Source organism: Marinibacterium profundimaris, from assembly GCF_002210095.1.
GTDB classification, from domain to species: Bacteria; Pseudomonadota; Alphaproteobacteria; order Rhodobacterales; family Rhodobacteraceae; genus Marinibacterium; species Marinibacterium profundimaris.
Genome location: NZ_AQQR01000002.1, coordinates 375,386 through 388,236, shown reverse-complemented (window position 1 = coordinate 388,236; position 12,851 = coordinate 375,386). Strand labels below are relative to the sequence as shown.

At 66.4% G+C, this 12,851-nt stretch carries 11 protein-coding genes; 5 read left to right on the top strand and 6 right to left on the bottom strand.

Annotated features, from left to right (window positions below):
* Window positions 1–6: 6 nt before the first annotated feature.
* The 6 genes from ATO3_RS06795 to ATO3_RS06770 form a co-directional block, all read right to left on the bottom strand.
* On the bottom strand, window positions 7–792 hold the full coding sequence (locus ATO3_RS06795) for a carnitinyl-CoA dehydratase (protein WP_198963223.1): 786 nt from the start codon (window positions 790–792) through the stop codon (window positions 7–9).
* 5 nt (window positions 793–797) lie between these two features.
* Window positions 798–2,858: an acetate--CoA ligase family protein gene (locus tag ATO3_RS06790; RefSeq protein ID WP_233152052.1), complete on the bottom strand. Its 2,061-nt coding sequence runs from the start codon at window positions 2,856–2,858 to the stop codon at window positions 798–800.
* A 22-nt stretch (window positions 2,859–2,880) separates the two neighbouring features.
* A complete protein-coding gene (locus ATO3_RS06785) occupies window positions 2,881–4,041 on the bottom strand; it encodes an acyl-CoA dehydrogenase family protein (protein WP_088649065.1) in 1,161 nt (386 codons plus the stop codon).
* A 101-nt stretch (window positions 4,042–4,142) separates the two neighbouring features.
* Window positions 4,143–4,898, bottom strand: a complete 756-nt coding sequence (locus ATO3_RS06780) for a class II aldolase and adducin N-terminal domain-containing protein (RefSeq protein WP_088649064.1) — start codon at window positions 4,896–4,898, stop codon at window positions 4,143–4,145.
* A 307-nt stretch (window positions 4,899–5,205) separates the two neighbouring features.
* Window positions 5,206–6,603: an aspartate aminotransferase family protein gene (locus tag ATO3_RS06775; protein WP_088649063.1), complete on the bottom strand. Its 1,398-nt coding sequence runs from the start codon at window positions 6,601–6,603 to the stop codon at window positions 5,206–5,208.
* Window positions 6,604–6,690: 87 nt separating this feature from the next.
* Complete coding sequence (locus tag ATO3_RS06770) at window positions 6,691–7,374, bottom strand: GntR family transcriptional regulator (RefSeq protein WP_233152051.1); 684 nt, start codon at window positions 7,372–7,374, stop codon at window positions 6,691–6,693.
* Window positions 7,375–7,522: 148 nt separating this feature from the next.
* Here ATO3_RS06770 and ATO3_RS06765 point away from each other — a divergent pair, with 148 nt between their 5' ends.
* From ATO3_RS06765 to ATO3_RS06745, 5 genes are read left to right on the top strand one after another with little or no spacing between them, the layout of a single operon-like run.
* On the top strand, window positions 7,523–8,605 hold the full coding sequence (locus ATO3_RS06765) for a polyamine ABC transporter substrate-binding protein (protein ID WP_088649061.1): 1,083 nt from the start codon (window positions 7,523–7,525) through the stop codon (window positions 8,603–8,605).
* A gap of 54 nt (window positions 8,606–8,659) precedes the next feature.
* Window positions 8,660–9,781 carry an ABC transporter ATP-binding protein gene (locus tag ATO3_RS06760; protein ID WP_088649060.1) on the top strand — a complete coding sequence of 374 codons (1,122 nt, stop codon included), beginning with the start codon at window positions 8,660–8,662 and terminating at the stop codon, window positions 9,779–9,781.
* 1 nt (window position 9,782) lies between these two features.
* Window positions 9,783–10,664, top strand: coding sequence for an ABC transporter permease subunit (locus ATO3_RS06755; protein WP_088649059.1), 882 nt, complete (start codon window positions 9,783–9,785; stop codon window positions 10,662–10,664).
* Window positions 10,661–11,479, top strand: a complete 819-nt coding sequence (locus tag ATO3_RS06750; protein WP_088649058.1) for an ABC transporter permease — start codon at window positions 10,661–10,663, stop codon at window positions 11,477–11,479. Before ATO3_RS06755 ends, ATO3_RS06750 begins: the two co-directional genes overlap by 4 nt.
* Window positions 11,476–12,804: an NAD(P)/FAD-dependent oxidoreductase gene (locus ATO3_RS06745; RefSeq protein ID WP_088649057.1), complete on the top strand. Its 1,329-nt coding sequence runs from the start codon at window positions 11,476–11,478 to the stop codon at window positions 12,802–12,804. Before ATO3_RS06750 ends, ATO3_RS06745 begins: the two co-directional genes overlap by 4 nt.
* The last annotated feature ends 47 nt before the right edge of the window (window positions 12,805–12,851 follow it).

Sequence of the window (12,851 nt, the reverse complement as noted above, 5' to 3'; positions counted from 1 at the left end):
GTCAGCTCAGCGCCCCTTCCAGACCGGATCGCGCTTTTCCGCAAAGGCGCGCGCGCCTTCCTTCTGGTCCTCGCTTTCATAGAGGATATCGACCGAATCCAGCTGCCGCTTGGTGATCCGGTTCATCATGTCCTGGAACTTCGTGTCCTCGGCCTCGCGCACGATCTCCTTGATCGCCGCATAGACCAAGGGCGGCCCGCTTTCGAGCAGCCTTGCCACCTCCCAGGCCCGGTCCATCAGCTGATCGGCGGGGATGATCTCGTTCACGATGCCCCAGTGCTTGGCCTCGTCCACCTCGAACCAGCGTCCGGTCAGCAGGATTTCCATCGCCACGTGGTAGGGGATGCGCTTGGGCAGCTTGACGGTGCCGGCATCGGCCACGGTGCCCGACCGGATCTCGGGGAAGGCGAACCGCACGTGATCCGCGGCCAGGATGATGTCAGCCGACAGTGCCAGTTCGAACCCACCACCGCAGCAGATGCCGTTCACGGCGGCGATCACCGGCTTGTTCATCGCCCGCATCTCCTGCAGGCCGCCGAACCCGCCGACGCCGTAATCGCCATCCACGGCGTCGCCGTCCGCTGCGCCCTTCAGGTCCCATCCGGCACAGAAGAACTTCTCCCCCCCGCCAGTGACGATCGCCACGCGCAGCTCGGGATCGTCGCGGAACTCGCGGAACACCTCGCCCATCCGGCGGCTGGTCTCCAGGTCGATCGCGTTCGCCTTGGGCCGGTCGAGCACGACCTCAAGGATCCCGCCCTCGCGCCGTGTCTTCAACGGAGCATCCGTCATCTCTGTCATCCTTCCTCGCCGCTGTCCCCGCCGCCATAGCGGATCAGCGCATCCACCGCCACGGCCCCGCCGGGTCCGCAGATCAGCGGGTTGATCTCCAGTTCCTGCAGCGTCGAGGCCTCGGCCTCCACCAGCCGCTGCACCGCCGAGATGGCGTCCATCAGCGCATCCATGTCCACGCCGCAGCGCCCGCGATAGCCTTCGATCAGCGGCCAGCAGCGCAGACGTTGCAGCGCCCCCAGCACCATCTCCGGCGGGCTCGGCACCAGAAGCGACACGCTGTCCTTCAGCATTTCGGTCAGCACGCCGCCCGCGCCCAGCGTCAGCACGAAGCCATGCGCCGGGTCGCGCAGCACGCCCACCAGAAGCTCCACGCTGCCGCCGCGTACCATCTGTTCGACCAGCACGCGGTCGGTGCCGATATCGGCGGCGGTGGCGGCGACCTCCTCGGCCGTGATCCCCAGATGCACGGCCCCGCTGTCGGATTTATGCGCCAGCCCCAGCCCCTTGACCGCGAAGGGCCCCGAGAGACCCGCCAGCTCAACCGGCTGCCCGGGTGTGATCACAACATGCCGGGGCACATGCACGCCGGCCTTCGCCAGCCGCGCCTTGCCCTCGACCTCGTCCATCACCCGGCTGCCCTCCAGCGCCCCGGCCCGCAGCGCCGGACCCGCATCCGGATCCTCGCGCCGCGCGGCGGCGGCCACGGCGTTCAGCGCCTCGGCCATGCCGTTGAAGGGCACGACCCCGCCCTCCATCAGGTGCATCGCCACCTCGCGCGGCATCAGCTCGGGCAGCGAGGCGACCACGCCGAAGGGCTTCCCGCTGGCCTCGCGCGCTCCGATGGCCGCCTGCGTGGCGCAGATCCAGTCGCTGGCATCCGTCACCGGGTAATCGACGACAGACAGCGTCATCGCCTGCGCGCCGCTGGCCATGGCGCCCCAGGCCCGGGTCATCGCCGGCACGTCGCGCCAGATATAGGTGTGGTAATCCAACGGGTTGGCCAGCGCCACCATGGGCCCAAGCGCATCACGCAGCGCCGCCCTCTGGCCCGTCTCCAGCGCCGGAAACTCCAGCCCCCGCGCCGCCCCCATGTCGGCCATCAGGCTCGCCTCGCCCCCCGAACAGCTGATCGCCCCGATGCTGCGCGCAGGCAGCGGCCCGGCGACATGCAACAGCTTCAACGTCTCCAGGAACGACGGCAGATCGGACAGCCGAGCAAAGCCCAGCCGGTCCAGAAGCGCCTGCGCCCCGGCATCCGACCCGGCCAGCGAGGCGGTATGCGACACGGTCGCCGCCCGCGCCTGCGCCGATTGCCCGACCTTCAGCACGACAACCGGCACCCCGCGCGCCCGCGCCGCCTCGGCCAGCGCCTCCCAGTCTGCGATCTCGCCGAAGCCCTCGACATGCAGGCCCAGCGCCGTGATCCTCGGATCCTCCAGCAGCGCCGTGGCGATCCGCGCCTGGCTCTGCTGCGCCATGTTCCCGCAGGTGATCATCATCGCCAGCGGCAGCGCGCGCTGCTGCATGGTCAGGTTGATCGCGATGTTCGAACTTTGCGTCAGCACTGCCACGCCGCGCGCCACCGGCGCCATGCCGTGCTGATCCGGCCAGATCGCCCCGCCATCCAGCGCATTGACGAACCCGTAGCAATTCGGCCCCAGGATCGGCATCTCGCCCGCCGCCGCCACCAGCCGCGCCTGCAGGTCCACGGCGCCGGCATCCTCCGCCTGCGCCTCGGTAAACCCGCTCGCGAAACAGACCGCCCCGCCCGCCCCCATGGCGCGCAGCTCGGCCACCGCGTCGACACTGGCGTGACGGTTGATGCCCAGGAACACCGCATCCGGCGCCGCCTCCAGCTCCGACAGCGCCGTCACCACCTTCGCCCCCTCGGGCGCCTTGCCCCGGGGATGCACGAAGGTGATCTCGCCCGAGAACCCGACACGCTCGGCCGCCCCGGCGACCGCGGCGCCCCAGGCCCCGCCGCCCACGACGGCAATCCGCTTCGGGGCCAAAAGCCGCCCTAACCGGCCGGGCGCCACGTCCCTGTCTTCATCTTTGCCCAAATACCTCAATCCGACGCCCGCCTCACGCGCCCAACGCCCGCAACAGCTCGCGCGAGATGATATGGCGCTGGATCTCGCTGGTGCCATCCCAGATCCGCTCGACCCTTGCGTCGCGCCAGAACCGTTCCAGCGGGTAATCGTCCATCAGCCCCATGCCGCCGTGGATCTGGATCGCCGCATCCGTCACATGCGCCAGCATCTCCGAGGCAAAGACCTTCGCGCTGGCGATCTCGCGGTTCGCCGGCAGGCCCTTGTCCAGCCGGTCGGCGGCGGCCAGCGTCAGCAGGTCGGCGGCGTCGATCTCGGTGATCATGTCGGCGATCTGGAACGACACGCCCTGGAACTTCCCGATCTTCTGCCCGAACTGCTCGCGCTCGGCGGCATAGGTCAGCGCATAGTCGAACACCCGCCGCGCGCGGCCGACCGACATGGTCGCCACGGTGATCCGCGTCGCGTAAAGCCACTCGTTCATCACGGCAAAGCCGCCGTCGACCTCGCCCAGCACCTGCGCTTGCGGCAGGCGGCAATCGTCGAACTCCAGGATCATGTTCTTGTAGCCGCGATGACTGACCGATTTGTAGCCGTCCCGGATCGTGAACCCCGGCGTCCCCCGGTCCACGAGAAACGCGGTGATCCGCTTCTTCGGCCCCTTCGGCGTCTGGTCCTCTCCGGTGGCGACAAAGACGATGACGAAATCCGCGTGATCGGCGCCGGAAATGAAATGCTTCGTCCCGTTCACGACCCAGTCGCCGCCATCGCGCCTTGCCGCACAGGTCATGCCGCGCACGTCCGACCCGGCGCCCGGCTCGGTCATCGCCAGCGCATCCATCCGCTCCCCCCGCACGGCGGGCATCAGATAGCGCTCCACCTGCTCGCCCTCGCAGGCCATCAGGATGTTCTGCGGCCGCCCGAAGAAATGGTTCAGCGCCATCGACCCGCGCCCCAGCTCGCGCTCGACCAGAGCGAAATCCACGTGGCTCAGCCCCGCGCAGCCCACGCTTTCGGGAAAGTTGCAGGCGTAGAAGCCCAGTTCCAGCGTCTTGCGCTTGATCTCCGCCGCGATCTCCGCCGGCACCTCGCCGGTTCGCTCCACCAGCTCCTCGTGCGGATAGATCTCCGCCTCCACGAAACGCCGCACCGTGGAGACGATCATCTCCTGCTCGTCACTCAGCCCGTATTGCATGTCTTGTCCAATAGTCGTCCGACCGCCCCGAGGCGGTCCTGTCATCCCCAAAACCGGGCCCGCTCCCGGACCCGGCGCACGCCGTCACGCGGCCGCCCCAGTCAGCCCGCGTAATCGGAGCCCTCGGCATCCAGCAGCAGCTTGATCTCCGACAGGTGCCGGTCCGCCTGCTCGGGATAGCTTTCGATCTCGGCGGCGGTCTTCTCGGCCACCTCGTCCGAAAGCACCCGCAGCGGCTGGCCGGTCTGCAGCGCGCGGATATAGGTCTCGGCCGCGCGCTCGAAGTAATACATGCGGTTGAACGTCTCGGCGACGGTCTGGCCGATCACCATGATGCCGTGATTGCCCATGATCAAAACCGTCTTCTTCGGATCGCTCAGCAGATCGGCGCAGCGCTTCGCCTCCTCCTCGAAGGCGAGCCCGCCGTAATTCTCGTCGATCGTCTGCCGGCCGAAGAACATGGCCGAATTCTGGTCGATGGGCAGCAGCCGGCTGTCGGCCAGCGAGGCCAGCACGGTGGCGTGGATCGAATGGACATGCATGGCGCAGCGCGCATGCGGGCACAGTCGGTGCAACGTGCCATGCAGGCCCCAGGCGGTCGGGTCCGGCGCGTCGGGCCTGTCCATGGTCGCGGGATCGTTGGCGTCGATCTCCAGAAGGTTGCTTGCCGTGATGCGGTCGAAATGCATCTGGTTGGCATTCATCAGGAATTTCGTGCCGTCGTCGTTCACGGCCAGCGAGAAATGGTTCGCCACCGCCTCGTGCATGTTCAGCCGCACGGTCCAGCGGAAGGCCGCGGCAAGGTCCACGCGTTCCTGCCAGTGGTCGAGGTTCGGGCGAAGTTCGGCGATGCTCATGGAAGGATGCTCCGGCTGCGGTCTCTGGGCGCCAAGGTGCACCCCTTTGCCCCGCTTTGCAAACGGACGCCGCGTCCTGGACGTGGCGTGACCTTTCGCCCCTGCGCCGCCGCGACCGGGCCTGACCGGACAAGACCGGATCGGTCCCGACCATCCCGGCGCGCGCGCTCCCTGCATGCGAAAGGCCGCGCCAACCCACGGGTCCGCGCGGCCTTCATGTCTTGCCAAAAGGTAAATCCGCCTCTGTAACCCCTTGAAATCACAGAAACCGCAACATGTCCCACGCGTGGGACATGCCGGCGTCCGGTCAGGACGGTTTGACCATCAGCCCCTTTTCCTCAAGGCTATCCAGCGTCTCGGACAGGGCGGTCCGGGCGCGCTCGATCAGGGTGTCGATCTCGGTTTCCGAGATCACCAGCGGCGGCGAGATGATCATCCGGTCGCCCACGTGGCGCATCACCAGGTTGTTGGCAAAGCACCGCTCGCGGCAGATGAACCCGGCGGTGCCCGCATCCGCCGCGAAGGGCGCGCGCGAGGCCTTGTCCGGGGTCAGCGCGATCGAGGCCATCATGCCCACGATCTTCGCCTCGCCCACCAGAGGATGATCGGCCAGCGCCTCCCATTTGCCCTTCAGATAGGGCCCGGTCACGTCGCGGACCTGGTCGACGATCTTTTCCTCTTCCAGGATCCGCAGGTTCTCCAGCGCCACGGCGCTGGCCACCGGATGGCCCGAATAGGTGTAGCCGTGGTTGAACTCGGTCCCCGCGATCACGCTGGCCACCTCGTCCGACACGACCGACCCGCCGATCGGCTGGTAGCCCGAGCTGAGCCCCTTGGCGATGGTCATGATGTCGGGCCGGATATCCACGGTCTGGCTGCCGAACCAGTTCCCGGTCCGCCCGAAGCCGCAGATCACCTCGTCCGCGATCAGCAGGATCTCGTACTTGTCGCAGATCCGCTGAATCTCGGGCCAGTAGGTGGCGGGCGGAACGATCACGCCGCCGGCGCCCTGGATCGGCTCGGCGATGAAGGCAGCGACCTTGTTCTCGCCCAGTTCCTTGATCGCGGCTTCCAGTTCCTGCGCGCGCATCAGGCCGAAATCCTCGGGGGACATGTCGCCGCCCTCGGCCCACCAGTTCGGCTGGCCGATGTGGTGGATGCCCGGGATCGGCATGCCACCCTGCGCATGCATCCCCACCATGCCGCCAAGGCTGCCCGAGCCCATGGACGACCCATGATAGGCGTTCCAGCGCGAGATGATCACGGTCTTCTCGGGCTTGCCCTTCTCTTCCCAGTAGGTGCGCACCATGCGGATGTTGGTGTCGTTCGCCTCGGACCCGGAGCCGGCGAAGAAGACGTTGTTCAGATCGCCCGGCGCCAGCTCGGCGATCTTCTGGGCCAGCGCGATGGCCGGCACGTGCGTCGTCTGGAAGAAGGTGTTGTAATACGGCAGTTCCTTCATCTGCCGCGCCGCGACCTCGGCCAGTTCGTCCCGGCCATAGCCGATGTTCACGCACCACAGGCCGGCCATGCCGTCGAGGATCTCGTTGCCCTCGCTGTCGGTCAGCCAGACACCCTTGGCCCGGGTGATCACCCGCGCGCCCTTGGCCGCCAGGCCCGAGCCCTGCGTGAAGGGATGCATGTGATGCGCCGCATCCAGGGCCTGAAGCTCGGACGTGGGCATGTGGTTGGTGATGGCAGACATGAATGCGGACTCCGGTTTTCGGGGGGTGTCCGCAGAATATGATCAAATTTTTCGGAGTCAATCAGAAGACGCCGAATCGCCGTTCCGTCACGGGTGCGGCGCCCCCTCGCGAAGCACTTCGAGCACCTGGGTCATGCCGTCCGTTACGTCACGGTCCATCGCCCGGGCCGCGGCCTCCGGGTCGCTTGCGGCGAAGGCGTCGAGGATCTCGCGGTGGCGGTCGGGCAGGTTCTGCGTCCCGAAGCGGCCACAGACCACCCGCAGCGACGGGCCGAAGCGCAGCCACAGCCGGTCGACCGTCTGCGCCAGGATCGGCGCGCCGGCGGCCTCGTAGAGCAGGTGGTGAAATCGGTGGTTGTGGCGCAGGTAGCCGGCGATGTCCCCGGCCGAGATCGCGGCGTCGAGGGTGCGGTCCGTCGCGGCCAGCTCGTCCAGCAATTCCGGGGTTTGCCGGGCGCAGGCGCGGCGCGTCAGCTCGGGTTCGATGCGGCGGCGGAGGAACTGGATCTCTTCGACATCCGACGCGCCCAGCTGCGGGACCGACACCCGCCGGTTGCCCTGGAAGATCAGCCCGCCATCCGAGGTCATGCGCCGAATCGCTTCGCGCACCGGGGTCATGCCGGCGCCGATTTCCGAGGTCAGCCCCTGGATGGTCACCGGTTGACCCGGCCGCAGCTCTCCGAACAGGACAAGCGCGCGCAGCGCCCGGTAAACCCTTTCGTGTTCAGGCAAGTCGGCGGTGCCAGGGGGTATGGATGCCTTTTCGTTCATCACGTCTTCGCGGCTCTGCCTCATTCCACATCAACGCCGCTTGCGCGTTCGCCTGTGCCATGGAAACATAAGCCAGCTGCGTGGAAAAGCGCAACTTGATCAAAATATGACGGGCGGGACACACCCGGCCTGATTTGGGGAGATTGACATGAAACAGCACCTGCTGACGCTGACCGCCGTGGCGGCACTGGCCACTGCGGCCGCCGCAGACGAGGTACGGGTCTACAACTGGTCCGACTATATCGACGAGGACCTGCTGACCAAGTTCGAGGAAGAGACCGGCATCGACCTGGTCTACGACGTCTTCGACAGCAACGAACTGCTCGAGACCAAGATGCTGGCCGGCGGGTCGGGTTACGACGTGGTCGTGCCTACGGGTACCTTCCTGCAGCGCCAGATCATGGCCGGCGCCTTCCAGCCGCTGGACAAGTCCAAGCTGCCGAACATCGACAACATGTGGGACGTGATCGAAAAGCGGACCGCACAATATGATCCGGACAACGAATATTCCGTCAACTACATGTGGGGCACCACCGGGCTGGGCGTGAATGTCGGCAAGGTCAAGGAAATCCTGGGCGAGGATGCGCCTCTGAACTCCATGGACCTGGTCCTTGATCCGGCGAACATGGAAAAGCTGGCCGAATGCGGCGTGCATTTCCTGGACGCCCCGACCGAGATCCTGCCGATGACGCTGAAGTACCTCGGCGAGGATCCCGACAGCCACGACCCCGACGTGATCGCCAAGACCGAAGAGGTCCTGATGGGCGTCCGTCCCTACATCCAGAAGTTCCACAGCTCGGAATACATCAACGCGCTGGCCAATGGCGACATCTGCGTCGCGGTCGGCTGGTCGGGTGACGTGCTGCAGGCGCGCGACCGCGCGGCCGAGGCCGACAATGGCAACGAAATCGCCTATTACCCGTTCAAGGAAGGCGCGCTGATGTGGTTCGACCAGATGGCGATCCCGGTCGATGCGCCGAACCCCGAGGCGGCCCATGCATTCCTGAACTTCATCATGGATGCCCAGAACATGGCCGCCGCGTCGAACTATGTCTATTATGCCAACGGCAACCTCGCGAGCCAGGAATTCCTGAACGAGGACGTGATCGGCGACCCGGCGATCTACCCCGACGAGGAAACGCTTGAAAACCTCTACACGGTGACGCCCTACCCGCCGAAGGTACAGCGGACCGTGACCCGCCTTTGGACCAAAGTGAAATCGGGCGTCTAAGCCCCCTGGCCGGGGCGGCGCGCCTGCCCCGGCCTGTCCTGCCGGAGTGATCCCTTGTCCCAAACCGTTTTCGCGCCCTGGACCGACCCGGCGGCCAAGCCCCTGATACGCTTCAAGAACGTGACCAAGCGTTTCGGCACGTTCACCGCGATCGAGGAACTGACGCTCGATATCTACGAGCGGGAATTCTTTGCACTGCTGGGCCCTTCGGGCTGCGGCAAGACCACGATGATGCGGATGCTCGCCGGGTTCGAGGACCCGACCGAGGGCTCGATCGAGCTGGCCGGCGAGGACATCGTCAAGGTGCCGCCGAACCAGCGCGCCGTGAACATGATGTTCCAGTCCTACGCGCTGTTCCCGCACCTGACCGTGCGCGACAATATTGCCTTCGGCCTCAAGCGCGAGCGCAAGCCCAGGGACGAGGTCGACGCCCGCGTCGAAGAGATGCTGCGGCTGGTGCAATTGCAGCCGTTCGCCTCACGCAAGCCGCACCAGATTTCCGGGGGGCAACGCCAGCGGGTGGCGCTGGCGCGGTCGCTGGCCAAGGCGCCGAAGCTGCTGCTTCTGGATGAACCGCTGGGCGCGCTGGACAAGAAGCTGCGCGAAGAAACCCAGTTCGAACTGATGGACATCCAGGAAAAGACCGGCACGACCTTCGTGATCGTCACGCACGACCAGGAAGAAGCGATGACCGTGGCCTCGCGCATTGCCGTCATGAAGGACGGCGCGCTGATGCAGGTGGCGACGCCGTCGCAGATCTACGAGAATCCGAATTCGCGCTATGTCGCCGGTTTCATCGGCGATGTGACCATCCTGGAAGGCAAGGCGACGAAGCTGGGTGACGCCTATGAGGTCCGCTGGGCCGAAGGCCAGCCGCCGCTGCGCGCGAAATCCACGCTGGATCTGGCCGACGGCGCCGAATGCCAGCTGGCGATCCGGCCGGAAAAGGTCGAGATCCACGGCGAAAAGCCCAGCGACGACAACGTGTTGCAGGGCAAGGTGATCGACATCGGCTATCTTGGAAACATCTCTACCTACCACGTGGAGCTGGCCAACGGGCAGATCATCCGCGCGCAGAATTTCAACACCGAGCGCGACACGCGGCGGGCCTTTACCTGGGACGACAACGTCTGGGTGAACTGGACCGAAAACTGCGCCGTGCTGCTGGATCACTGAGATGCGGCGCTTTCTTCTCATCGCCTTTCCCTATGTCTGGCTGCTGGCGCTTTTCCTGATCCCCTTCGCGATCGTGCTGAAGATCTCGCTCTCGGACGTGGCGCTGGCGCGGCCGCCCTACATGCCGCAGTTTTCCTGGGACGAGGGCATCGGCGCCTTCCTGTCGCAGCTGGATTTCGAGAATTTCACCTTCCTGACGACCGATGACCTCTATTGGAAGGCCTACCTGTCGTCGCTGAAGATCGCCGCGATCTCGACGGTTCTGACGCTGTTCGTCGGCTACCCGATTGCCTATGGCATGGCCCGCGCGCCCGAGGCCTGGCGCCCGACGCTGATGATGCTGGTGATCCTGCCGTTCTGGACGTCGTTCCTGATCCGGGTCTATGCGTGGCGCGGGATCCTCAGCCAGGAGGGGTATCTGAACCAGGTGCTGATGTGGACAGGCGTGATCAGCGAGCCGCTGACGATCCTGAACACCAACATCGCTGTCTATATCGGTGTGGTCTATACCTACCTGCCCTTCATGATCCTGCCCATTTACGCCGCGCTCGACCGGCTGGACGGATCGCTGATCGAGGCGGCCGAGGATCTTGGCTGCTCGCGCCGCTCGGCCTTCTGGCTGGTGACCATCCCGCTGTCACGGCCGGGGATCATCGCCGGGTCCTTCCTGGTCTTCATTCCGACACTGGGCGAATTCGTGATCCCCTCGCTTCTGGGCGGGTCCGGGACGCTGATGATCGGCAAGGTGCTGTGGGAAGAGTTCTTCAACAACCGCGACTGGCCGGTGGCCTCGGCGGTGGCGATCATCCTGCTGCTGATCCTGATCGTGCCCATCGTGCTGTTCCAGAAGAACCAGCAGCGCCAGGCGGAGGCCGAAGGATGAGCAGGCTTTCCCCCTTCAACGTCGTCTCCCTGACGCTCGGCTTCGCATTCCTCTACCTGCCGATGCTGATCCTGATCGTCTACAGCTTCAACGAAAGCCAGCTGGTCACCGTCTGGGCCGGGTTCTCGACCAAGTGGTACGGCGAACTTGCCCGGAACGAGGCCTTTCTCGATGCGGCCTGGGTCACCCTGCGCGTGGCGTTCTTCTCGTCGACCATCGCGACGGTGCTGGGCACCATGGCGGCCTATGTGCTGGTGCGCGGCGGGCGGTTCTTCGGGCGCACGCTGTTCTCGGGCATGATCTATGCACCGCTGGTGATGCCCGAGGTGATCACCGGCCTGTCGCTGCTGCTGCTGTTCATCGGTCTGGGGCTGGACCGCGGGATCCTGACCATCGTGCTGGCGCATACCACGTTTTCAATGTGTTACGTGTCGGTGGTCGTCTCCTCGCGGCTGGTCACCTTCGACCGTTCGCTGGAAGAGGCGGCGCTGGACCTGGGCTGTTCCCCAGCCGAGGCCTTCCGCCTGGTGACCCTGCCGATCATCGCGCCGGCGGTGATCTCGGGCTGGCTTCTGGCCTTCACGCTGTCGCTCGATGATCTGGTGATCGCGTCCTTCACCGCCGGCCCGTCGGCCACGACCCTGCCGATCAAGATCTTCTCGGCCGTGCGCCTGGGCGTCACGCCGGAAATCAACGCGCTGTCGACGATCATGATCGGCATCGTGACGGTGGGGGTCATCATCGCCTCGATCTCGACCAAGCGGGCGCGGGTCAAGGCCGAGGCGGACGAACGGATGGCGCAGCGCACCGCATGACACGTATCTTTCCGGACTACACCTATGGCCCGGGCCCGCGGGCCAAGTGCTGGTGGGACGAGACCATCGCCGCACCGGACTGGCCGACCTTCGAAGGCGAGGCACGGGTCGACGTGGCCATCGTCGGCGGCGGCTTTACCGGCATCAACGCCGCGCTGAGGCTGGCCGGGGCAGGCCTGTCGGTCACGGTGCTGGAGGCCGGCCCGCCGGGCTTTGGCGCCTCGGGGCGCAATGGCGGGTTCTGCTGCCTGGGCGGGGGCAAGATCTCGAACGCGGCGCTCACCCGGCAGTTCGGGGCGGAGGGGCGTCGCGCCTACCGCGCCGCCGAGATGGCCGCGATCGAGCATGTCGCGGCGCAGCTGAAGCTTTTCGGGATCGACGCCGACACCCATTCAAAGGGCGAGACGGTCCTGGCCCACAATGACCGCGCCGCGTCGCATTTCATAAAGGAAGCCGCCAGCGTGGCCGAGGATTACGGGGTGGAGCCCGGGATCCATTCCGCGCAGGATCTGACGTCGATGGGCATGGCCACCAGTGCCGCACGCGGCGGGTTGTCGATCCCGCTGGGCTTCGCGCTGAACCCGCGCAAGTACCTGTTCGGCATTGTCGATGCGGCCATTGCCGCCGGCGCGACGCTGGCCGCGCACAGCCGGGTGACGTCCATCGCGCCCGAAGGCGACGGCCATGTCCTGCGTACCGAACAGGGCCGGCTGCGCGCCGATCGTGTCATCATCGCCACCAACGGCTATTCCAGCGAGGACCTGCCCGGATGGCTGGCCGCGCGCTACATGCCGGCGCAATCCAGCGTGCTGGTCACCCGGCCCCTGACGCAGGCCGAGCTGGAGGCGCAGGGCTGGACCTCGCACCAGATGGCCTATGACAGCCGCAACCTGCTGCATTACTTCCGGCTGATGCCGGACAACCGGATGCTCTTCGGCATGCGGGGCGGGATCCTGTCCTCGCCCCGGGTCGAGAAACTGTCGCTGCAGCGCGTGCGGCAGGATTTCGACGCGATGTTCCCGGCCTGGAGCGACGTGGAGTCGCCCTTTGGCTGGTCGGGCATGGTCTGCCTGGCGCGGAACCGGACGCCCTATATCGGTCCGGTCCCCGGGCGCCCGGGGCTTTTCGCGGCGATGGCCTATCACGGAAACGGCGTGGCCATGGGGTCTTATGCCGGGCACATGGTGGCCGGGGACCTTCTGAACCAAGACGCCGATGCCGTACCGGCCGCGATGCGTCGGCCCATGGGCCGCTTCCCCTTCGGCCGGTTCCGCCGGGTCGTCGTCCCGGCGGCCTATCTTGCCATGAAAGTCGCCGATCTCTGATGCATCGCGCGGGCGGCCCCTTGCAGGGCGGCCCGCGCGACATGCGG

What these genes read in the sequence shown, in the direction of transcription:
- ATO3_RS06795 (WP_198963223.1), bottom strand. Translation starts at nt 792, where the DNA reads ATGACGGATGCTCCGTTGAAGACACGGCGCGAGGGCGGGATCCTTGAG.
- ATO3_RS06785 (WP_088649065.1), bottom strand. Translation starts at nt 4,041, where the DNA reads ATGCAATACGGGCTGAGTGACGAGCAGGAGATGATCGTCTCCACGGTG.
- ATO3_RS06780 (WP_088649064.1), bottom strand. Translation starts at nt 4,898, where the DNA reads ATGAGCATCGCCGAACTTCGCCCGAACCTCGACCACTGGCAGGAACGC.
- ATO3_RS06775 (WP_088649063.1), bottom strand. Translation starts at nt 6,603, where the DNA reads ATGTCTGCCATCACCAACCACATGCCCACGTCCGAGCTTCAGGCCCTG.
- ATO3_RS06770 (WP_233152051.1), bottom strand. Translation starts at nt 7,374, where the DNA reads ATGAACGAAAAGGCATCCATACCCCCTGGCACCGCCGACTTGCCTGAA.
- ATO3_RS06765 (WP_088649061.1), top strand. Translation starts at nt 7,523, where the DNA reads ATGAAACAGCACCTGCTGACGCTGACCGCCGTGGCGGCACTGGCCACT.
- ATO3_RS06755 (WP_088649059.1), top strand. Translation starts at nt 9,783, where the DNA reads ATGCGGCGCTTTCTTCTCATCGCCTTTCCCTATGTCTGGCTGCTGGCG.
- ATO3_RS06750 (WP_088649058.1), top strand. Translation starts at nt 10,661, where the DNA reads ATGAGCAGGCTTTCCCCCTTCAACGTCGTCTCCCTGACGCTCGGCTTC.
- ATO3_RS06745 (WP_088649057.1), top strand. Translation starts at nt 11,476, where the DNA reads ATGACACGTATCTTTCCGGACTACACCTATGGCCCGGGCCCGCGGGCC.